We start from the raw sequence: 20,722 nt of genomic DNA, 5'->3' as shown, positions 1-20,722 counted from the left end.
CATGCTCGAATGGTCAGACGTCGACGTCGCCGTGCGCGACGCGGTCCGAGAGTTCGTCGACCGGGAAGTCCGGCCCCACGTCGACGACTTGGAGAGCGGCGACATGGCGCCCTACCCGGTCATCCGAAAGCTGTTCGCCACCTTCGGCATCGACGCGATGGCCAAGGAGTCGCTGGAGAAGCGACTGGCGGCGATGCGCGAGGGAACGGGTCGGTCTGGCAGTGGATCCTCCGGCGGCATGTTCGGCGGCGGCGGCGCGCAGGCCGGCATGGGCTTCGTGCTCATCAGCGAACTGTGCCGGGTGAGCATGGGTCTGGTCACGGGCGTCGGCGTCAGTCTCGGCCTGACCGTGCCGACCATTGCGTCACGCGGCACGTTGGCCCAGCAGGAACGGTGGCTGCCCGAGCTCGTCACGTACGAGAAGATCGGCGCCTGGGCGATCACCGAGCCCGATTCGGGTTCCGACGCGTTCGGCGGCATGAAGTCCTACGTGGTGCGCGACGGGGACGGGTACGTCCTCAACGGTCAGAAGACGTTCATCACCAACGGCCCAGACGCCGACGTGACCGTCGTCTATGCGAAGTTGGACGAGAAGGACGGTGCGAGCAAGCGCGACCGCAAGGTCTTGACCTTCGTCCTCGACAAGGGCATGGACGGTTTCGTGCAGTCGAAGCCCTTCCGCAAGATGGGCATTCACAGTTCCCGCACCGGTGAACTGTCCTTCCACGACGTCCGCCTCGGCCGGGACCGGCTCTTGGGCGAGACCGAGGACAATGCCTCGGGGGACGGCCGCGACAGCGCGCGCTCCAACTTCTCCGCCGAGCGCATCGGGGTCGCCGCGATGGCGCTGGGGGTGATCGAGGAATGCCTGCGGCTCTGCGTGGACTACGCGACGTCCCGCACGCTGTGGGGGCAGGAGATCGGCCAGTTCCAGCTCATCCAGCTGAAGCTGGCGAGCATGGAGGTCGCCCGAATCAACGTGCGCAACATGCTGTTTCGCGCCATCGAGGCCACCCAATCGGGGGTGGCCATCTCGCTCCCCGAGGCATCGGCGATGAAGTGGTACTGCTCGCAGGCGGCGACCGACGTCGCCATGGAGGCCGTCCAGGTCTTTGGCGGCAACGGCTACATGACCGAGTACCGCGTGGAGCAACTGGCCCGCGACGCCAAGTCGTTGATGATCTACGCCGGCAGCAACGAAGTGCAGATCACCCACGTGGCGAAGGGGTTGCTGCGGGGCGATTAGAGCGAACCGCTGACCACACGTCCTTCGAAGAGCACCGCGTCGACCTTGACGTCTCCCATCGAGTTGGCCGGCATGGTGAAGACGTCCTGATTCAGCACCGCCACGTTGGCGAGCTTTCCGACCGTGAGTGAACCCATTTCGTCGGCAAGTCGCATCTGCGCGGCACCGTTGATCGTGTAGCCGGCCAGCAACAGCTCGCGGGGCAGGACCGCGTCGGCGGCCGGCCGCACGTGACCCGGGTATGCCGCCGCGTCCAAGGGATATTCGGGGTCGACTCGGGTGGCGGCCACCTGCATGCCGAACAGGGGGTTCCCGCGGTGCAGCTCGTAGGCGGTCACGACGTCGCTCGACAGTGCGACCACGGCGCCGCTCTGCACCATCTCGTTGAAGCGGTACATCCGGTTCCACCGGTCCTCACCGAGGTGCTTCTTGGCGCCCTCACCGAAGTATCCACCCGACCAGTGGGCCGTCCAGTTCACCATGATGCCGAGCTCGGCGGGACGGTGCATGTCGGCGGGGTCGACCAGTTCACAATGGGCGAGGGTCACCTGCGTCGTCCACGGCGAGCCGTCGGCGGCCAGGGTGGTCTGGGCGGCTTCGACTGCGTCGCAGGCGGTGCGGAAGGCGCGATCACCGACGAGGTGGATGTGGACGTCGACGCCGTGGGTGTTGCAGAGCAGGAAGCAGCTGGCGAGTTCGTCGACGTCCATTCCGATGTCACCGAGGTGACTTCCGGAGGCGTGACTACAGGTCGGCGCCAGGACGGCACTGTTGCCACTCTCGTTGGTGCCGTCGAGGAAGAGCTTCACCGTGTTCATGCCGACGTGCCGGCTCGAGTGCCGGGCGTGGTAGTCCTGCAGTCGACGGATGGTCTCAGGAAGGTCTGCGATACCGCGAAACCGAAGCGCGCCTTGGTAGTACACGTGGAGTTCGCCGCGCTGATCGAGTTCCCGGAGCGCGCAAAGGATCTCGTCGTCCTCCACCAAGGCCTCGAACACCGCCGTCACCCCGTGCTCGGTCATGAAGCGAAAGAAGGGGGCGATGCTCTCCGGAGTGAGCTCCTCAGGCGGCCTCCACCCGATCCTCTCGTAGAGCTCGTCTATGAAGTGAAGGTGCACCAGCTCACGCAAGAGACCCGTGGGCTCGCCGTCGTCGTCGCGGACGAACATCTCGAGACCGGGCACCGGATCCGGGGTGTCGCGGGTGATCCCCATCAGCTCGAGCATCCTGCTGTTGACCCAATGCTCGTGCTCGCTGAAGTCCTGACACAGGCAGGGCCGGTCCGACACCGCGGAGTCCAGCAACTCCTTGGTGGGCGCGGCTGCGTCGAAGGTCGCACTCGGGTAGTACTCGAAGTACAGGAACGGGACCTCCTGGGGAGGGTGCGCCGCCGCGTAATCGTGGATGAAGCTCAAGATCTCGTCGACGTCGGTAGTCCACGGCAGTCGCACGTGCCAGGAACTCTTGGAGACCATGCTCGGGTGGGTGTGCGAATCCACGAACCCGGGCACGACGGTGCGGCCCCCGAGGTCGTAGACCGGCAATCCCTTCTCCCCCGACGTTGGTTCACCGATTCCGACGTAGGTGATCAGACCGTCTTCGATCACCACCGTGTCGGCCGTCGGCAGCTCCGGGTCGGCGGTGTACACCACGGCATTCGTCAGCACCATTCCCATGGCGACGACGCTAGGCGTCGGTGTCGCGCCTGGACATGACGATCGTGCTGGATGAGCACGACGATCCTGCCGTGATGTCGTCTGGCGCTGCCCCGGCGGTCGCCACGTGCCTACATTTGCCGAATGACTGACCTCAAGCGGGTGCTCACGCTGCGCAACCTGGTGGTGTTCGGCCTGGCGTACCTGGCTCCCACGGTGGTGTTCAACTACTTCGGCGTCATCACCACCCTCACCGGCGGCATGATGACGCTGGCCTACGCGGTCACCACCGTGGTGATGTTCTTCACCGCGTACAGCTACGCCCTCATGGTGAAGGCGTTCCCGGTCGCCGGATCGGCGTACACCTACGTGCGCAGAGGGGTCCATCCGCATCTGGGCTTCCTCACCGGATGGGTGATGCTGCTCGACTACGTTCTGCTTCCGATGGTGTGCTATCTGCTCGTCGGGATCTACATGAACGAGTTCGTCACCGCTATTCCGGTGTGGGCGTGGGTGGTGCTGGCCGCTGCGATCGGGGCCGTCACCAATGTCCTCGGCGTCAAAATGGCCGCGGGGATCAACACCGTCGTGGTCGCCGCACAGGTCCTGTTCGCTCTGGTGCTCGTCGGCATCGTGATCGCATTCGTACTGCGCGGCAACGGAAGTGGCACGCTGCTCGACGGTGCCGCGCTCTACGATCCCACCACGTTCGACGGGCCCAACGTGCTGTGGGCCGCGTCGATCCTGGCGGCGTCCTTCCTGGGCTTCGACGCGGTGTCGACGATGGCGGAGGACACCGTCGATCCGGCGCGGACGGTACCTCGGGCGGTGCTGATCGTGCCCATCGCCGCCGGTATCGGCTTCTCCGTCATCTCCTACTTCATGCAGATCGCCTGGCCGGCGGCGGCGACGGAGATCGAGGACCCCGACTCGGGCATCTTCGAGCTGCTCGTCCGCCTTGGCGGGGACACGCTGTCCACGGTGTTCCTGGTGACCGACAACCTGGCCAGCATGATCTGCGCGATCGCCGGCCTGGCCGCTGCATCGCGCATCCTCTTCGGCATGGGCCGGGACGGGGTGCTGCCCCGTCGGTTCTTCGGTTCGATCAACGAGCGCTTCCAGACCCCGGTCAACAACATCCTGCTGATGACGGCGATCTCCCTCACGGCGGTCTTCTACGCCGACAACCTGATTGGCGCCGCGGCGCTGGTGGCCTTCGGCGCGCTCAGTGGCTTCATCCTGGTGAACTACGCGGTGATCAGTCACTACGTCATCCGCGGCCGTCGCCGTTCCGGCCTCGACCTCCTGCGGTACCTCCTCCTGCCCGGCATCGGGATGGCGGTGTGCGTCGTGCTGCTCTACAACGTCGACGTGCACGCCAAGATCCTCGGCCTGGCGTGGCTAGTGGCCGGCGTCGTCTACCTCGGCGTCACGACCCGGGGATTCCGCCGTCCCGCCAGGGAACTCGACCTGTCCGAGGAGACCGGCGCCGTTGGCGAAACACGTCAACCAGCGGTGAAGTGACCGCCGGGACTACCGTGGACTGGTGCTCGACGTCCGCATCGACTTCGCCCCCGGAACCCGGGTCAGCACCGACGTCGCCTCCATCCGGCGCACCAGGCTGCACGCGCACCCCAACGCACTGGAGATCGTCTACGTCTTACGGGGCAGTCTCCACACCCGGGTCAGCAGCGAGTCCTTCGATTTGGACGCCGGCGACTTCGTCGTCCTGAACCGAGCCGATCCGCACGTCCTCGAAGGGTCCCCGGAGAACGTCACGGCGGTAGTGCACGTGAATCTCGAGGCGTTCCACGACGTCAGCCCGTACGCCGACCGAATGATGTTCGCGTGCGAATCCTTCGACCTGCCCCGGTACCGCAGGCAGGAGGCGCTGCTACGCGGTCTCGTACTGGACACGGTCGACGCCCGCGACACCGGGGACGACGGCGCACCCGCGACCGAACTCCTGCGGACGCTGTGCAACGGGTACTCGCTCGCGGACTACTACCAGCGTGACCGGCCCCTGACCGCGGCCGCGCGCGAGCGTTTCCACAGCTTGATGGCCTACGTCCAGACCCACGTCGGCAGTCGCGATCTGTTGGAGGAGGTCGCGCGCGAACACCACTACTCCAAGTCCTACGTCTCGCACTTCGTCAAGGAGACCGCGGCCATCAGCTTCACCAGCGCGGTGAACGCCGCGCGCGCCATGCATGCCGAGATCCTCTTGCTGACAACGGATTACACGATGCGTGACATCTCCGCACAGTGCGGATTCTCCGACGTCAAGTACTTCACGCGTTGCTTCGTGGACTGGTTCAAGCAGACCCCCGCCGAGTACCGTGCCGCCAATCGACCCGCGGTGCAGCGTGACGACGACGTCGTACCGGTGCCCGCCGAGGTGACCGCCGAGCTGATTCACGAGCACCGGCGACGAGTGGCGTCGCCCACCGACACTCCGAGACTGTCCATCACGCCGATCCTTCTCAAGAACGTGGGATCGCGGGCCGACCTCCTCACCAAGGTCGCCGACTTCCCCGCCGATCGACCACTTGCTCCGGAAGCCGCGCCTGCAGGCGTGCGGCGTCGAAATCATCTGATGCCAATGCGCTTTGGGCCGGCCGAAGTGCAGGGTCGCGGCGCTCTGAGTGGGCTGGCGTCATTCGATCAGGCTGGCATCACGCCCTGCATCGTCGTGGAGTATTCAGGACGTGAGGCGACGGCGTTCTTGATCGACGCGCTGGCCACGCAGCTGCGCGATGCCGGCCTGACGACGGTTCCAGTGTGGTTGAGCTACAGCGGTATTCATGCCAGGGGGGCCGTCGACTGCCTCGTCGACGACGCACACACCCGGCATGACTTGGACATCCAACCGGTGTTCACGCGCTAGAGCCGTCAGATCCGCGAAGCGCCGCTGCGCTTTGGTAAAGACAGATCGCCGCGGCGGCAGCCACATTCAGGCTCTCGGCTCCCCCGGCCATCGGGATCGTCACCCGCACGTCGGCCGCCTCGGCGACCGTCGTAGGCAGCCCGTGAGCCTCCGAACCGAACAGCCACGCGGTGGGCACGTCCAGCTTCAGGTCGTCAAGGGAGGTTTCGCCGTCGAGGGTGGTGGCCATCACGACGAGCCCGGCGTAGACCAAGTCTCGGACGAGCTCGAGCGTGTCCGGCGCCTCGACGACCGGCACGGAGAAGATGCTGCCCGCCGAGGCTCGCAGGCACTTCGCGTTGTAGGGGTCGACACCGTCGCCGGCCAGCACCAGAGCGTCTGCGCCCATTGCGTCGGCGAGGCGGATCAGCGTGCCCGCGTTGCCGGGATCGGCGGTGTCCACCGCGACGGCCACCAACCGAGGCGCCGACAGCACCTCGGCCAGTGACACCTCCGGCATGCGGCACACCGCCACCAGGCCGACGGGAGTGACGGTGTCCGACAAGGCCTTCGCGGCCCGGTCCGTCACCGGATGGACCTCGACTGCACCCAGCAGGTCGGCGAACCGGTCGAGCGCCGATTCAGTGGCGAAGACGTCCTCGACGAGACCACGCCGCAACGCCGCCTCGACGAGGTTGGGACCTTCGGCGAGGAAGCGCGCGGCGTGGCGACGTCCTGCGGGACGCTGCAGCTTGATCGCCGCAGCTACCCGATTCGACTTCTCCGTAAGCGCCGTCAATTCCCGGGTCGCTTCGCTCCTGCCCTCCGAATCAGGCGGCTTCGCCCGACGGTGCGTTCACGTCTTCGGGCAGAGCTGCCTTGGCGACCTCGACCAGAGCGGTGAACGCAGCCTCGTCGCTGATCGCGATCTCGGACAGGTTCTTGCGGTCGACCTCGACGCCAGCCAGCTTCAGGCCCTGGATCAACCGGTTGTAGGTGATCCCGTTGGCGCGAGCGGCCGCGTTGATGCGGGTGATCCACAGCTTGCGGAAATCGCCCTTGCGCGCCTTGCGGTCACGGTAGGCGTAGGTCAGCGAGTGGAGCTGCTGTTCCTTGGCCTTGCGGTAGAGGCGCGACCGCTGACCGCGGTAGCCCTTCGACGCCTTCAGTACGGTACGCCGCTTCTTCTGGGCGTTTAGTGCGCGCTTGACGCGTGCCATGGGGTGTTCCTATCTCGAGCGGGTTCGGGGTGGAGGTTGGGTCAGATCAGCCGTTGAGCATCTTGTTGATGCGCTTGGCGTCGTTTTCCGCCACCACGGTGCGGCCGTCGAGCCTGCGGGTGCGCTTGGTCGCCTTGTGCTCGAGAAGGTGCCGGCGACCGGCCTTCTGGCGCACGATCTTTCCCGTGCCGGTCTTCCGGAAGCGCTTGGAAGCGCCGCTGTGGGTCTTGGCCTTGGGCATGGAGTCCTCGGTTCTCGTGGTGGATCAGGTCGTGGATGAAGCGGGTGGAGCGTCACTCGGCGGTGCCGCGGCCGGCTCGGCCGGAGCGGGAGTCGCGCGCTGGGCCTGAGGTGCAGCAGCGTCGTGTGCCGCTCGGGCCTTGGTCTTGGCTCCGCGGTGCGGTGCCAGCACCATCGTCATGTTGCGACCGTCTTGCTTGGCGGACGTCTCGACGAAGCCGTAATCGGCCACGTCGGCGCCGAGCCGCTGCAAGAGGCGGTAGCCCAACTCGGGTCGCGACTGCTCGCGACCACGGAACATGATGGTCACCTTGACCTTGGACCCTGCTTCGAGGAAGCGGACGACGTGGCCCTTCTTGGTCTCGTAGTCGTGGTCGTCGATCTTGGGTCGCAGCTTCTGTTCCTTGACGACGGTCTGCTGCTGGTTCTTGCGAGACTCGCGCTCCTTGAGTGCCGTCTCGTACTTGAACTTGCCGTAGTCCATGATCTTGCAGACTGGCGGCTTCGCAGCCGGAGCAACTTCGACGAGGTCGAGATCGGCATCCGCGGCGACGCGGAGAGCATCTTCGATGCGCACGATGCCTACCTGTTCACCATTCGGTCCGATCAGACGGACTTCAGGTACACGTATGCGCTCGTTGATGCGGGTCTCAGTGCTGATGGGGCCTCCTATGTAGTCTTCGAGGAGTCCACGCCATCAGCCATCCGCTCGACAGAGCGAAGAGGCCCCGTCAATGACAGGGCCCAATGCCGACCGATCACGACTTTCGTCGCCTGCGCGCTGCACAGAACAACCACCTCGCGGTGGGTGTGACCGGACCGTTGGACCCGGAGGGTCAACGGTGGGAGTGGGACTCCACTTGCTGTCCTGGCGTAGGCCGGGACGGTCGCACGTGTCAGTCTAACAGGCATGACCGAGGTTCCCGAACTCCCCGAAGACCCCGCCCGCACGGACTCCGAACCCACCGTTCGCGAACTCGCCGAAATCCCCGCCGTCGAGGTCATCACCAGGGCCGCGGTGATGCTGATGAGCGCTGCCGCCGAGAAGCTGGGGTTGTCCGAGGACGACCCCGAGGAGTCCCCGCACCGCGACCTGGACGAGGCTCGCCGGCTCATCACCGCGCTGGCCGGTCTGGTCAAAGCGTCGGTGGAGTACCTTGGGCCACACGCGGGGCCGGTTCGCGACGGGCTCAAGCAGCTCCAACTGGCATTCCGCGAGTCGTCGGCATTCCCCGAGGAGCCCGGCCACGGTCCTGGGGAGAAGTTCACCGGCCCCGTCTGGTAGCCACTGCCAACACTTTCGCGGGTTGAGCGAATACTGTCGCGGCCTATGACGCTGACTACGCCGAAGCAGCATCGGACCTCGACCTTCCGGTGGGTGCCCGCTGCCGCGGGCTGGCTCGTCGGCATCATCGCGACGCTGTCGCTGATCGCCAGCATCTCGCCGCTGGTTCGCTGGGTCATCCGGGTGCCCCGCGAATGGGTCAACGACTACATCTTCAACTTCCCCGACACCAGCATCGCGTGGGCATTCGTCCTGGCCCTGCTGGCCGCCGCCCTGGCCGCCCGCAAGAGCGTGGCGTGGTGGATCCTCGTCCTGTACATGGTCGCCGCGGTCGGCTGGAACGTCGGCGACGTCTCCACCGGACCCGAATCGGTGATGGAGGACATCGGGGAGGTCATCGGCCTCGTCTTCCACGTCGCGGCAATTGCGTTCCTGGTGCTGGCCCGCAAGGAGTTCTGGGCGCGGGTGCGCCGCGGCGCGTTGTTCAAGGCCGCCGCGACGCTGGCGGCCGGAATGACGGTCGGCATCCTCGTCGGGTGGGGACTCCTGGAGATGTTCCCGGGCTCGCTGGAGCGCGACGAACGACTGCTCTACGCGGCCAACCGCGTGGTCGTGTTCGCCGGCGTGGACGCCGACGCCTTCGACGGTCACCACCCGCACGTCTTCGTCAACGCCCTGCTCGGCTTCTTCGGTGCCGTGGCGTTGATGGTGGCGGCGGTCGTCCTCTTCCAGTCGCAGCGCGCCGCGAACGCTCTCACTGGTGAGGACGAGTCGGCGATCCGCGGAATGCTCGAGGTGTGGGGCAAGAACGACTCACTCGGCTACTTCGCCACGCGCCGCGACAAGTCGGTGGTGTTCGCCCCCAACGGGCGGGCCGCCATCACGTACCGCGTGGAGGTCGGTGTCTGCCTCGCCAGCGGTGACCCGCTGGGTGACCCGCGATCGTGGCAGGCGGCGATCGGGGCGTGGCTGACGTTGTGCCAGTCCTACGGATGGGCGCCGGGCGTGATGGGCGCGAGTGCGACTGCCGCCCAGGCGTTTCGCGAGGCCGGGCTCAACGCCCTCGAACTCGGTGACGAGGCGATCCTGTACCCGGACAGGTTCAAGCTGTCCGGTTCGGACATGAAGCCCGTGCGGCAGGCCGTCACCCGGGCTCGGCGCGCCGGGCTCGCCATCCGCATCCGACGTCACCGCGACCTGACGCCCGAGGAGATGGCCGACGTCATCAAGCGGGCCGACGACTGGCGCGACACCGAGACCGAACGTGGCTTCTCGATGGCGCTGGGTCGCCTCGGCGATCCGGCCGACGGCGACTGCATGCTCGTCGAGGCGGTCGACCCGCAGGAGAACGTGGTGGCCATGCTCTCCCTGGTGCCGTGGGGCACCAACGGTGCCTCGCTGGACCTGATGCGGCGTTCTCCGCAGTCCCCCAACGGCACCAACGAGTTGATGGTCAGCGAACTGTGCCTGCAGGGCGCCGACATCGGCATCACCCGCATCTCGCTGAACTTCGCCATGTTCCGCTCGGCGTTCGAGGAAGGCGCCCAGCTCGGCGCCGGTCCGGTGGCGCGGCTGTGGCGGGCCATGCTGGTGTTCTTCTCCCGCTGGTGGCAGTTGGAGACGCTCTACCGGTCGAACATGAAGTACATGCCCGAGTGGGTCCCCCGCTTCGCCTGCTACGAGGATGCCCGGCTCATTCCCCGCGTCGGCATCGCTTCGGTGATCGCCGAGGGTTTCCTGGTGTTGCCATTCAGCCGGCGGGCCGAGCAGCACACCGGACAACACACCGGGCTGCACACCGCCGCTCCGGACGCGCTGGTGCAGTCGGGCCGGCTGCACCCCGACGGCAGCGCGCCGGATCTGACCATGCTGGAACTCGACGGGCCCTCCGACGAGCACGTCAGCCGACTCCCCGAACAGGTCCGCGTCCGGATGGCCAAGTTGAAGGCGTTGCAGGACGCCGGAGTCGACGCCTATCCCGTCGGCCGGGCGCCGAGCCACACCGTCGCGCAGGCCCTGGAGACCACCGGCGAGACGGTGTCGGTCTCGGGTCGTGTGCTCCGTCTTCGCGACTACGGCGCGGTGCTGTTCGCCGATCTGCGCGACTGGTCCGCCGAAGTCCAACTGCTGCTGGACAATTCGCGTCTAACCGAAGGCTGCACCGCGGACTTCACCAAGGCAGTCGACCTCGGGGATCTGCTCGAGGTGACCGGGACCATGGGGACGAGCAAGTCCGGCACCCCGTCGCTGTTGGTCGACCAGTGGCGGTTGATCGGCAAGTGTCTACGGCCGCTGCCCGACAAGTGGAAGGGCTTGACCGATCAGGAGGCGCGGGTACGGACCCGCTACGTCGACCTGGCCATCAACACCGAGTCGCGAGACCTGATCCGGGCGCGCAGCGCCGTTCTACACGCGATCCGGGAGACGCTGTTCGCCAAGGACTTCCTGGAAGTCGAGACGCCGATCCTGCAGCAGATCCACGGCGGAGCCAACGCGCGTCCGTTCGTCACCCACATCAACGCCTACGACTTGGCGCTGTACCTGCGGATCGCCCCAGAGCTGTACTTGAAGCGGCTCTGCGTCGGCGGGGTGGAACGGGTCTTCGAGTTGGGACGGGCCTTCCGCAACGAGGGCGTGGACTTCAGCCACAACCCCGAGTTCACCCTGCTGGAGGCCTATCAGGCCCACGCCGACTACAACGTGTGGATCGACGGCTGCCGCGAGCTGATCCAGAACGCCGCGCTGGCGGCGAACGGCGCGCACGTCGTGATGCGGCCACGGGCAGACGGCACACTCGAACCCGTCGACGTCTCCGGTGAGTGGGCCGTCAAGACGGTGCACGGTGCGGTGTCGGAGGCCCTCGGTGAACACGTCGCGGCCGATACGGATCTGGCGACGCTGCGGCGGTACGCCGACGCCGCGAAGATCCCGTATCAGACCCACTGGGACGCCGGCGCCGTCGTCCTGGAGATGTACGAGCACCTGGTCGAGGATCGCACCGAAGCTCCGACGTTCTACAAGGACTTCCCGACGTCGGTGTCGCCGCTGACCCGGCCACACCGGAGCCTGCCCGGAGTCGCGGAGCGGTGGGATCTGGTGGCCTGGGGGGTCGAGTTGGGTACCGCCTACAGCGAGTTGACCGACCCCGTCGAGCAACGCCGCCGGTTGCAGGAGCAGTCGTTGCTTGCCGCTGGCGGCGATCCGGAGGCCATGGAGTTGGACGAGGACTTCCTCCAGGCCATGGAATACGCGATGCCGCCCACTGGTGGCCTGGGCATGGGCGTGGACCGCGTCGTCATGCTCATCACCGGCCGCAGCATCCGCGAGACCCTGCCCTTCCCGTTGGCCAAGCCCCGATAGGGGGCTTCACAGCCAACCGTCAGCTTCCCCGTCCACGATGACGTCGTGACATCGTCGTTGGCAGCCGGAGACTTTCGGCAACAGCACCTCTCGTTGATGCACGGCTGGTTGCCGCTGGTGATCCAGGCCCTCACGGTGGCCATCCTGCTGGCCGCGATCGGCAGGCGCAGCCGGCGCTGGGGAGTGGTGTGGCTTCCCGTCGCGCTCGCCGTCGGCGCGGCGATGGCCGCGGCCACCTACTGGGTCATCTCCTCCCAGGGCATGTCGGACGACCCAGCTCCGAACTTGCTGTGGGTTTGGATCGCCGTCACCGGGTTTGCCGCAGTCGTGTTCGTCGCCGGGTGGCGCAACTCCGGCTGGGGTCGCCGCACGGCGTCGGCCGTCGGACTGCCGATGGCACTGCTGTGCGCTGCGTTGGCGCTCAACCTCTGGGTCGGCTACTTCCCGACCGTGCAGACGGCATGGAACCAGCTCACCGAAGGGCCGCTGCCCGACCAGGCCGACCAAGCCACCGTCGTGGCGATGCAATCCAAGCATCAGGTACCCGCGAAGGGTGTCGTCGTACCGGTGAACATCGACTCGTCGGCATCTGGCTTCAAGCATCGCGGCGAGCTCGTGTACCTACCCCCCGCCTACTTCGCGTCCAACCCGGCGCCGCACCTCCCGACGCTGATGATGATCGGCGGCGAGTTCAACACTCCCGGTGACTGGCTACGGGCAGGCAACGCCATCAAGACCGTCGACGACTACGCCGCGGCCAACGGCGGAAACGCTCCCGTGCTGGTGTTCGTCGACACCGGCGGGGCATTCAACAACGACACCGAATGCGTCAACGGCCCGCGCGGCAACTCCGCGGACCACCTGACGAAGGACGTGGTGCCGTTCATGGAGTCCACCTATGGCGTGAGCACCAACCGGGCGAACTGGGGTCTGGTGGGCTGGTCGATGGGCGGCACGTGTGCCGTCGACCTGGCCACGATGCACCCCGACGTGTTCTCCACCTTCGAGGACATCGCGGGTGACCTGGCACCCAACTCCGGCAACAAGCAGCAGACCGTGGACCGCCTCTTCGGCGGTGACGCCGCCGCCTACGCCGCCTTCGACCCGACGGCCGTGATGACCAAGCACGGCCGCTATCAAGGGATCTCGGGGTGGTTCGCCATCAATGGTTCGGCTCCGTCGTCGGGACCGACGGTCGTCAACGCCGTCAACTCCAATGGCACCGGCCTCGGGGGCAAGGATGCCTCGGTGCGACTCAGCGACCAAGCCGCGGCCGCGAACAAGCTCTGTGCCCTTGGTGCGGCCAACGGCATCCAATGTGCCGTGGTGACCCAGCCCGGCAAGCACGACTGGCCCTTCGCGGACCGTGCCTTCACCGCGGCGCTGCCGTGGCTGGCCGGCCAGATCGGCACGCCGGGCGTCCCGCGGCTGGGGCTTCCAGGTGCCACCCCGCTCGCATCACACGCTCAGTAGTCGGAATCGGCGGCAATCCCACTTCTAGGCGACCCGTCGCGACGGCGGTACCGTGACGAACGTGGGAGACCCCGAGGACATCGTCGACGCCGAGATCGTGCCCGACCCGCCCGCCCCGGCGCCGCAGGACACCGGATACACCGAGGGTGGCGTGCCGACCTTCGAGTCCGTCCGCGAGAAGATCGAAACCAGGTACGGCACGGCCGTGGGCTCATCCGAGCTCGCCTCGGAGACCTCCGAGGGCCGCGAAGTCGAGGAACGCTACGAGGCCCGGCAGCGCGCCGCCCACGACCGTCTCGAGCAGATCAGGGCGTCGATGCGCGACGAATCGGATCGAGCCTGACCCCATGCGCTCGTTCACCGTGGCGGAACGGCGAGCGCGGCTGGGGCGGCGGCATTTCCTGTCCGATCCCAGCGACCTCCCCGTTGCCGACGTCGCCGGTGCGTTCGTCGGTCTGCACACCACCGATCCGGCCACGCCGTACCTGTCATTGTGGGCCCGCCGCAACGGCTTTCGCGTCGACGACCTCCACGCGGCGCTGTACACCGACCGCACGGTGGTCAAGCATCTCGCGATGAGGCGCACGCTGTGGGTGTTCGACACCCTCGCCGTGCCGGCCGTGCAGGTCGCCGTGAGCGACCGCGTCGCGGCCGCCGAACGCCGACGGCTGGTCGCCGACGTCGTCAAGGCGGGCATCGCGAGCGACGGCGAGGCGTGGGTGACCCGGGCCGCCGCGGCAGTCCGCGTCCATCTCGACGAACACGGCCACACCAGCGCCTCGGAGTTGCGGACCGCGCTGCCCGAGTTGGCGGGGACGTACAACCCGGCCCCCGGTAAGCCATGGGGCTCCGAGGGACCCATCTCGCCGCGCGTCCTGACCGTTCTCGGCGCCGAGGGGCTCATCGTTCGCGGGCCCAACGACGGCACCTGGACGACGTCGCGCCCGAAGTGGACGCCGGCGACTCGGTGGCTCGACCCAGCCGTGGCCGTCGACCTCGACGCCGGTCGGAGCGCGCTCCTCGACCGATACCTACGAACATTTGGGCCGGTGACGCTCGCAGACGTCAAGTGGTTCTTCGGGCAGACGCTCGGCTGGACCCGCGACGGTCTCCGCGACGTCGGTGCCGTCGAGGTCGACCTCGCGGGCACTCCCGGCTACGCGCTGCCCGACGACCTCGAGCCAGAGGCTGCCCGTGAGCCGTGGTGCGCGCTCCTGCCCGGTCTCGACGTCACCACCATGGGCTGGCAGCAACGCGACTGGTACCTCGGGCAGCACGCGACGCACGTGTTCGACCGCAACGGCAACGGGGGGCCGACCGCATGGTGCGACGGTCGGATCGTCGGTGCCTGGACGCAGGACGCCGACGGTCGCGTCGTCGTGCAACTGGTCGACGACGTCGACGCCGGCGCCTCCACGGCGTTGGCGCGCAAGGCCGACGAGCTCACGGAGTGGCTCGACGGGGTGCGCATCGCACCGCGGTTCCCCTCCCCCTTGTCGAAATCGGGAGCGCCGGCTACGCGCTGACCTTGCGCCGCTTCTTCGCGGGTGCGGGTTGCGGCAGCAGCTCGGTGAGGAACTGCCCGGTGTAGCTCTCCGCCACCGCGGCCACGTCCTCCGGGGTGCCTTGCGCGACGACCGTGCCGCCACCGCCGCCACCCTCCGGGCCCATGTCGACGATCCAGTCCGAGGTCTTGATCACGTCCAGGTTGTGCTCGATGACGATGACGGTGTTGCCCTTGTCGACCAGACCGTTGATGACCTTGAGCAGCTTGCGAATGTCTTCGAAGTGCAGACCCGTGGTCGGTTCGTCCAGCACGTAGACGGTGCGCCCGGTGGACCGCTTCTGCAGCTCGGCCGCCAGCTTCACGCGCTGCGCCTCGCCGCCGGACAACGTCGGGGCCGGTTGACCCAGCCGGACGTATCCCAAACCGACGTCGACCAGGGTCTTGAGGTAGCGGTGAATCGAGGAGATGGGCTCGAAGAAGTCGGTGGCCTCCTCGATCGACATGTCGAGGACCTCGGAGATCGTCTTGCCCTTGTAGTGCACCTCGAGCGTTTCCCGGTTGTACCGCGCGCCGTGGCACACCTCGCACGGCACGTATACGTCGGGAAGGAAGTTCATCTCGATCTTGATGGTGCCGTCACCGGAACACGCCTCGCAGCGACCGCCCTTGACGTTGAACGAGAACCGCCCCGGCTGATAGCCGCGCACCTTGGCCTCGGTCGTCGCGGCGAACAGCGTGCGGATCTTGTCGAACACACCGGTGTAGGTCGCGGGGTTCGACCGCGGCGTACGACCGATCGGCGACTGGTCCACGCGGACCAGCTTGTCGAGTTGGTCCACCCCGTTGATGCGCAGGTGTCGACCCGGCACCTGGCGGGCGCCGTTGAGCTTGTTGGCCAGCACCGACGCCAGGATGTCGTTGACCAGGGTCGACTTGCCCGACCCGGACACGCCCGTGACCGAGGTCAAGACGCCGAGGGGGAAGGCCACGTCGATCTCGCGCAGGTTGTTCTCCCGCGCGCCGACCACGGTCAGCTGACGTTTGCGGTCGATCGGTCGGCGGATCGCGGGGACCTCGATGCTCTCCTTGCCGGAGAGGTACGCGCCGGTGATGGATTCGGGGTTGGTCAGCAGATCGGCGTAGGTGCCGCTGTGCACGATGTGGCCGCCGTGCTCCCCCGCCGCCGGTCCGATGTCGACCACCCAATCGGCGTGGGCGATGGTGTCGAGGTCGTGCTCGACGACGATCAGCGTGTTGCCCAGATCGCGAAGCCGGACCAGCGTGTCGATCAACCGCCGGTTGTCCCGCTGATGCAGGCCGATCGACGGTTCGTCGAGCACGTACAGCACTCCGGCCAGGCCGGAGCCGATCTGGGTGGCGAGCCGAATGCGCTGCGCTTCACCGCCGGAGAGCGTGCCAGCCGCGCGTGACAACGTCAGGTAGTCCAGGCCGACGTCGAGCAGGAAGCCCAGCCGGGACTGCACCTCCTTGAGCACCTGCCCGGCGATGGCGTGCTCGCGAACGCCGAGGGTCAACGCGTTCAGGAACTTCGAGCAGTCGGCGATGGAAAGCTCGCACACCTCGGCGATCGACTTCGCGTCGTCGGCCGCCGCCAGTGTGACGGCCAGGATCTCGGGCTTGAGCCGGGTGCCCTCACAGACCGGGCACGGCACGTCGCGCATGAAGCCGTCGTAGCGTTCCTTCATCTGCTCGGATTCGGTCTGCTCCATGCGGCGGTGCAGGAACGCCATCACGCCTTCGAAGTCGGCGTAGTACGAACGGGTGCGCCCGTAGCGGTTCTTGTACCGCACGTGAACCTGCTGGTCGCATCCCTCCAGGATCGACTTGCGCGCCTTGGCCGGCAGCTTACGCCATGGGGTGTCGACGTCGAAGCCGAGAGCATCGCCGAGACCCGACAGCATGCGGGTGAAGTAGTCGGCGTTGTGCCCCATCGACCACGGCGCGATGGCGCCCTCGGCCAGCGTCAGCTCGGGGTCGGGAACCACCAGTTCGGGGTCGACCTCCTTGCGGATGCCCAGCCCTGCGCATTCGGGACACGCGCCGTACGGGGAGTTGAACGAGAACGACCGCGGTTCCAGGTCGTCCACCGCGAGGGGGTGGCCGTTCGGGCAGGCGAGCTTCTCGGAGAACCGCTGCTCGCGGTGCGGTGAGTCCTCTTCGAGGTCGACGAAGTCGAGCACCAGGATGCCGTCGGCCAAGCCCAGCGCCGTCTCCACCGAGTCGGTCAGGCGCTGCTTGGAGCTCGCCTTCACGCTGAGGCGGTCCACGACCACCTCGATGTCGTGCTTCTCCTGCTTCTTCAGCTTCGGCGGGTCGGTCAGGGTGTGGACGACGCCGTCGACGCGGACTCGGCTGTAACCCTGCGAGTTCAACTTCTCGAAGAGGTCGACGAATTCGCCCTTGCGGGTGCGCACCACGGGGGCGAGCACCTGGAATCGGGTGCCCTCCTCCATCGCGAGCACCTGGTCGACGATCTGCTGTGGTGTCTGCCGCGCGATGCGTTCACCGCAGACGGGGCAGTGCGCGGTGCCGGCGCGGGCATATAGCAGGCGCAGGTAGTCGTAGACCTCGGTGATGGTGCCGACGGTCGACCGCGGATTGCGGTTGGTCGACTTCTGGTCGATCGACACCGCAGGCGAGAGCCCCTCGATGAAGTCGACGTCTGGCTTGTCCATCTGCCCGAGGAACTGCCGGGCGTACGCCGACAGCGACTCGACGTATCGGCGTTGACCCTCGGCGAAGATCGTGTCGAAGGCCAACGACGACTTGCCAGAACCGGACAGCCCGGTGAAGACGATCAACGCGTCGCGCGGCAGGTCGACGTCGACGTTTCGCAGGTTGTGCTCGCGCGCACCCTTGACTATCAGGCGGTCAGCCAACTGATATCTCTCCTGGTCTGATGGTGCGCCGCAACCTGCTCGAAGCGCACCGCGCTCATGGTATGTCGACCCTCCGACAAGTCCCAGCCGCGTACCGGGTCACCCCGTACGGTGGCAGTCATGACTGGTCCGAGAACTTCCGTTACCGACGACTACACCGGCCACGTGGAGCCGGGTTCGGCGGCAAGGCGAACCCTTCCCGGTGCGACGATCGTCAAGGCGTCCGTCGGCCCCATGGACAACAACGCTTACCTGATCACCTGTTCCCACACCGGCGAGACGCTACTCGTCGACGCGGCCAACGACGCCCCCGTCCTCTTGGACCTCGTCGAGCGTCACGCGCCGACTCTCGCAGTCATCCTGACCACTCACCAACACGGCGACCACTGGCAGGCCCTCGCCGAGGTCGCCACCGCGACCGGCGCACCGACCGCCGCGCACCAACTCGACGCCGGCGCGCTGCCGGTCACGCCCGACCGCATCCTGGCCCACGGCGACACCGTCGATGTCGGTGAGCTCACCTTCGACGTCGTCCACCTCCGCGGGCACACCGAGGGGTCGGTGGCTCTCGCGCTGCACGGCCCCGCCGCGGGCGACGCCGTACACCTCTTCACCGGAGACTCCCTGTTCCCCGGCGGCATCGGCAGAACCGCTGACGCCGGCGATTTCGAGCGGTTGCTCGGCGACGTCACGACGCGCGTATTCGACGTCTACTCGGACTCGACGGTCGTCTATCCAGGGCACGGTGACGACACCACCCTCGGCCTCGAACGACCGCACCTCGACGAGTGGAAGCAGCGGGGCTGGTGAGCGGCTGGCCACGACCCGACAAGATCGGCCCCGGCCAAGAGTCGGTCTGGGACTATCCGCGTCCGCCTCGGCTCGAGACCTTCGCCGGGTCGATCACCGTGGAGTTCGGCGGGCAGACCATCGCCTCGACAGACCGCGGGTGGCGGGTCCTCGAGACCAGTCACCCACCGACCTACTACATCCCGGCGTCGGCGTTTCGGGACGGCGCACTACGGCCTGCAGCGGGGTCGTCGTGGTGCGAGTGGAAGGGCATCGCGTCGTACTTCGACCTCGTCGCCGGTGACCGCGTCGCCGAACGAGCGGGCTGGACCTATCTGGAGCCGACCCCCGGTTTCGAGCCGATCGCCGGTGCCGTCGCCGTGATGGCCGCGCAGGTCGACCGGTGCACCGTCAACGGCGAGGTTGTCGAGTCGCAGCCCGGGGGCTTCTACGGCGGCTGGATCACCAGCTGGGTGAAGGGCCCGTTCAAGGGCATCCCGGGGTCCAGGGGCTGGTAGCGCCCCCGGACCCTCGTCGTCAGGAGGTGTGGACGATCAGGACGTCGGACTTGGACCGGCGCGCCACGTTGGCGGGCACCGAACCGAGCAGCCGACCGGCGATGGTGCTCAGGCCCACGTTGCCGACCACCAGGAGATCGGCCTTGACTTCCTCGGCGAGGTCGACCAACGCGTCGACGGGCGCACCGACGACGGCCTTCTCCTCGACCTCCTTGGCTCCGGCGGTGTGAGCCCGATCGCGGGCCTCGCGCAGGATCGCGTAGATGGGGGCGTTGCCCGCCATCTTGTAACCCTCGTCCTTCAGGACGTCGGCGGCACGGGAGTCCTCACTTTGCGGGAAGTACGCCGTGGCCACGATGAGCTTGGCCCCGGCTCCCGCGGCGATCTGCGCGGCTCGGTCGACCGCGCGCAGCGATGAATCCGAACCGTCTGTTCCGACCAAGACGGTCTGATAGGCGCCCATTCGAAGCCCTCCCAGGGGGTTGATTGCCAAGCCATCCGAGACAGTAACCCGAAGTTCAGCGAACAGGGGGCGAATCAGACGGATGGCGCGTGTAGTCCGACGATGATCGTAGCGTCGGCGAACGTGGCCCCGGCCGCGGTGGTGAGCAAACCTACCCCGTACGACGGCGACGGTCCCCGTCGCACTCGGGTGTGGGAAGTGACCTGAATCATCGCGGCCGATACCCGCTGGCAAAGTCGTTGACGCTCATGATGATTCGCCGCGGATCACCCGGTCGACGGCTGACCGGTCCGAGGCCGGCCGAAGTACAGCTCCTGCGTGGCGACGCACACCAGCTCCCCCGTGCGGTTGTACATCGTGGCCGTCGCCAGTCCGCGCCCGCCAATTCCGCTCGGCGACAACTGGTCCGACAACACCCAGTCGCTGAGGTCGACCGGCCGGTGGAACCAGAGTGCGTGGTCGATCAGCGCGTTGTAGGACGTGGCCTGCGTGGTTCGCCGCATGGTGACGGCGGTCTCGAGCATCGTCGTGCCGGTGACGTAGGTCAACAGGCAGCTGTGCAGGACCTCCGCGCTGTCGGCGTCGTCGATGACCGGCGTGGATGGCCTCCACCACAACCGAATACGCGGGGACGGCTCGGGCAGCTCTTGGGCCAGCCGTGGCGGCGGGTCCACGTAGCGCAACTCGAAGGGATGGGGCGCACCCAGTAACCCCCGAGTTCGTCGGCGTAGTCGGCCAGTTGCTCGCGAGCCCCGAGCAGCGACTCGGGCGCCGGGACGTCGGGTATGGGCCCGTGATAGTCCAGACCGTCCAGCGGTGTGCTGAAGGAGGCAAGGGCCTCCAGCAGAACCTCGCCGTCCTGGCGCGCGACGATCTGCCGAGTCGAGAGGGTGCCACCGTCGCGGGCGCGCATGACGTGGAAGTCCACCGGCCGGCGGGCGTCCCCGGCCCGGATGTAATAGACGTGAATGCTGTGCGGGTCTCGTCCCGGTGCCGTGCGGCTGGCGGCCATCAGCGCTTGGCCCGCGATGTGACCACCGACGATGTGGTGGGCGGGGTTGTCGAGCTGCGTGGCGACGAAGTCGTCGGGACCGATCTGGTCGACGTGAAGCGTCGCGACGATGTCGGCCAGCGACGGCGTGAAGGAGCTCATCGGCCGCATCTTGCCGTAGCCCACACGGTCGGAGAGTTGGGGGCATG

Annotated in this window: 17 protein-coding genes and 1 pseudogene; 10 read left to right on the top strand and 8 right to left on the bottom strand. The window is 67.3% G+C overall.

Features of this window, described 5'->3' with window-relative positions; translation table 11 throughout:
* Position 1 precedes the first annotated feature (1 nt).
* On the top strand, positions 2 to 1,246 hold the full coding sequence (locus tag H7K45_RS28490) for an acyl-CoA dehydrogenase family protein (protein ID WP_263999528.1): 1,245 nt from the start codon (positions 2 to 4) through the stop codon (positions 1,244 to 1,246).
* On the opposite strand, the gene H7K45_RS28485 is transcribed toward H7K45_RS28490, so the two are convergent.
* Positions 1,243 to 2,922 carry an amidohydrolase gene (locus H7K45_RS28485; RefSeq protein WP_263999527.1) on the bottom strand — a complete coding sequence of 560 codons (1,680 nt, stop codon included), beginning with the start codon at positions 2,920 to 2,922 and terminating at the stop codon, positions 1,243 to 1,245. The genes H7K45_RS28490 and H7K45_RS28485 overlap by 4 nt on opposite strands.
* Before the next feature lie 123 nt (positions 2,923 to 3,045).
* Here H7K45_RS28485 and H7K45_RS28480 point away from each other — a divergent pair, with 123 nt between their 5' ends.
* Both H7K45_RS28480 and H7K45_RS28475 read left to right on the top strand, forming a co-directional pair.
* Positions 3,046 to 4,425 carry an APC family permease gene (locus H7K45_RS28480; protein WP_263999526.1) on the top strand — a complete coding sequence of 460 codons (1,380 nt, stop codon included), beginning with the start codon at positions 3,046 to 3,048 and terminating at the stop codon, positions 4,423 to 4,425.
* Positions 4,426 to 4,447: 22 nt separating this feature from the next.
* Complete coding sequence (locus H7K45_RS28475; RefSeq protein ID WP_263999525.1) at positions 4,448 to 5,788, top strand: helix-turn-helix domain-containing protein; 1,341 nt, start codon at positions 4,448 to 4,450, stop codon at positions 5,786 to 5,788.
* Here the strand turns inward: H7K45_RS28475 and H7K45_RS28470 are convergent.
* Genes H7K45_RS28470 through infC form a run of 4 tightly spaced genes read right to left on the bottom strand, consistent with a single transcriptional unit; the run spans position 5,778 to position 7,888 of the window.
* Positions 5,778 to 6,566, bottom strand: a complete 789-nt coding sequence (locus H7K45_RS28470; RefSeq protein WP_263999524.1) for a TrmH family RNA methyltransferase — start codon at positions 6,564 to 6,566, stop codon at positions 5,778 to 5,780. The two genes, H7K45_RS28475 and H7K45_RS28470, sit on opposite strands and share 11 nt — an antisense overlap.
* A gap of 31 nt (positions 6,567 to 6,597) precedes the next feature.
* Entirely contained in the window at positions 6,598 to 6,987 is a 390-nt protein-coding gene (gene rplT / locus H7K45_RS28465) for a 50S ribosomal protein L20 (RefSeq protein WP_149482073.1), read from the bottom strand.
* Between the two features lie 46 nt (positions 6,988 to 7,033).
* Positions 7,034 to 7,228, bottom strand: coding sequence for a 50S ribosomal protein L35 (gene rpmI, locus H7K45_RS28460; protein ID WP_263999523.1), 195 nt, complete (start codon positions 7,226 to 7,228; stop codon positions 7,034 to 7,036).
* A 24-nt stretch (positions 7,229 to 7,252) separates the two neighbouring features.
* Positions 7,253 to 7,888, bottom strand: a complete 636-nt coding sequence (infC, locus tag H7K45_RS28455; protein ID WP_263999619.1) for a translation initiation factor IF-3 — start codon at positions 7,886 to 7,888, stop codon at positions 7,253 to 7,255.
* 249 nt (positions 7,889 to 8,137) lie between these two features.
* Here infC and H7K45_RS28450 point away from each other — a divergent pair, with 249 nt between their 5' ends.
* The 5 genes from H7K45_RS28450 to H7K45_RS28430 all read left to right on the top strand — a co-directional run bounded on the left by H7K45_RS28450 (position 8,138) and on the right by H7K45_RS28430 (position 14,871).
* On the top strand, positions 8,138 to 8,512 hold the full coding sequence (locus tag H7K45_RS28450) for a DUF1844 domain-containing protein (RefSeq protein WP_263999522.1): 375 nt from the start codon (positions 8,138 to 8,140) through the stop codon (positions 8,510 to 8,512).
* A gap of 45 nt (positions 8,513 to 8,557) precedes the next feature.
* Positions 8,558 to 11,872 carry a bifunctional lysylphosphatidylglycerol synthetase/lysine--tRNA ligase LysX gene (gene lysX / locus H7K45_RS28445; protein WP_263999520.1) on the top strand — a complete coding sequence of 1,105 codons (3,315 nt, stop codon included), beginning with the start codon at positions 8,558 to 8,560 and terminating at the stop codon, positions 11,870 to 11,872.
* Between the two features lie 96 nt (positions 11,873 to 11,968).
* Positions 11,969 to 13,345, top strand: a complete 1,377-nt coding sequence (locus H7K45_RS28440; RefSeq protein ID WP_263999618.1) for an alpha/beta hydrolase — start codon at positions 11,969 to 11,971, stop codon at positions 13,343 to 13,345.
* 61 nt (positions 13,346 to 13,406) lie between these two features.
* Positions 13,407 to 13,688, top strand: coding sequence for a hypothetical protein (locus tag H7K45_RS28435; RefSeq protein WP_263999519.1), 282 nt, complete (start codon positions 13,407 to 13,409; stop codon positions 13,686 to 13,688).
* A 4-nt stretch (positions 13,689 to 13,692) separates the two neighbouring features.
* Positions 13,693 to 14,871 carry a winged helix DNA-binding domain-containing protein gene (locus H7K45_RS28430; RefSeq protein ID WP_263999518.1) on the top strand — a complete coding sequence of 393 codons (1,179 nt, stop codon included), beginning with the start codon at positions 13,693 to 13,695 and terminating at the stop codon, positions 14,869 to 14,871.
* Here the strand turns inward: H7K45_RS28430 and uvrA are convergent.
* The gene (gene uvrA, locus H7K45_RS28425; RefSeq protein ID WP_263999516.1) at positions 14,861 to 17,752 is read right to left on the bottom strand and encodes an excinuclease ABC subunit UvrA; all 2,892 of its coding nucleotides are present in this window, start codon (positions 17,750 to 17,752) and stop codon (positions 14,861 to 14,863) included. The genes H7K45_RS28430 and uvrA overlap by 11 nt on opposite strands.
* A gap of 120 nt (positions 17,753 to 17,872) precedes the next feature.
* Between uvrA and H7K45_RS28420 the strand changes: the two genes are divergently transcribed.
* Together H7K45_RS28420 and H7K45_RS28415 are read left to right on the top strand one after the other, a co-directional pair.
* Complete coding sequence (locus H7K45_RS28420) at positions 17,873 to 18,562, top strand: MBL fold metallo-hydrolase (RefSeq protein ID WP_263999515.1); 690 nt, start codon at positions 17,873 to 17,875, stop codon at positions 18,560 to 18,562.
* Positions 18,559 to 19,059, top strand: coding sequence for a DUF427 domain-containing protein (locus H7K45_RS28415; RefSeq protein WP_263999514.1), 501 nt, complete (start codon positions 18,559 to 18,561; stop codon positions 19,057 to 19,059). The genes H7K45_RS28420 and H7K45_RS28415 overlap by 4 nt, the downstream gene beginning before the upstream one ends.
* 19 nt (positions 19,060 to 19,078) lie before the next feature.
* Here the strand turns inward: H7K45_RS28415 and H7K45_RS28410 are convergent, their stop codons facing one another.
* Together H7K45_RS28410 and H7K45_RS28405 are read right to left on the bottom strand one after the other, a co-directional pair.
* Positions 19,079 to 19,522 carry a universal stress protein gene (locus tag H7K45_RS28410; RefSeq protein ID WP_263999513.1) on the bottom strand — a complete coding sequence of 148 codons (444 nt, stop codon included), beginning with the start codon at positions 19,520 to 19,522 and terminating at the stop codon, positions 19,079 to 19,081.
* Between the two features lie 266 nt (positions 19,523 to 19,788).
* Positions 19,789 to 20,675 (bottom strand): annotated as a pseudogene (locus H7K45_RS28405) (acyl-CoA thioesterase).
* Positions 20,676 to 20,722: the final 47 nt, after the last annotated feature.

It is taken from the genome of Mycobacterium yunnanensis, assembly GCF_025823185.1.
Taxonomy (GTDB): domain Bacteria; phylum Actinomycetota; class Actinomycetes; order Mycobacteriales; family Mycobacteriaceae; genus Mycobacterium; species Mycobacterium yunnanensis.
Note: the sequence above shows the minus strand (reverse complement) of the source record. Positions and strands in the feature narration are given on the sequence as shown.

Excerpts from the sequence above, each read along its gene's own strand:
- rpmI (WP_263999523.1), bottom strand. The coding sequence starts at position 7,228 with ATGCCCAAGGCCAAGACCCACAGCGGCGCTTCCAAGCGCTTCCGGAAG.
- H7K45_RS28485 (WP_263999527.1), bottom strand. The coding sequence starts at position 2,922 with ATGGGAATGGTGCTGACGAATGCCGTGGTGTACACCGCCGACCCGGAG.
- lysX (WP_263999520.1), top strand. The coding sequence starts at position 8,558 with ATGACGCTGACTACGCCGAAGCAGCATCGGACCTCGACCTTCCGGTGG.
- H7K45_RS28430 (WP_263999518.1), top strand. The coding sequence starts at position 13,693 with ATGCGCTCGTTCACCGTGGCGGAACGGCGAGCGCGGCTGGGGCGGCGG.
- H7K45_RS28480 (WP_263999526.1), top strand. The coding sequence starts at position 3,046 with ATGACTGACCTCAAGCGGGTGCTCACGCTGCGCAACCTGGTGGTGTTC.
- H7K45_RS28440 (WP_263999618.1), top strand. The coding sequence starts at position 11,969 with ATGCACGGCTGGTTGCCGCTGGTGATCCAGGCCCTCACGGTGGCCATC.
- rplT (WP_149482073.1), bottom strand. The coding sequence starts at position 6,987 with ATGGCACGCGTCAAGCGCGCACTAAACGCCCAGAAGAAGCGGCGTACC.
- H7K45_RS28410 (WP_263999513.1), bottom strand. The coding sequence starts at position 19,522 with ATGGGCGCCTATCAGACCGTCTTGGTCGGAACAGACGGTTCGGATTCA.
- H7K45_RS28420 (WP_263999515.1), top strand. The coding sequence starts at position 17,873 with ATGACTGGTCCGAGAACTTCCGTTACCGACGACTACACCGGCCACGTG.
- H7K45_RS28450 (WP_263999522.1), top strand. The coding sequence starts at position 8,138 with ATGACCGAGGTTCCCGAACTCCCCGAAGACCCCGCCCGCACGGACTCC.
- H7K45_RS28490 (WP_263999528.1), top strand. The coding sequence starts at position 2 with ATGCTCGAATGGTCAGACGTCGACGTCGCCGTGCGCGACGCGGTCCGA.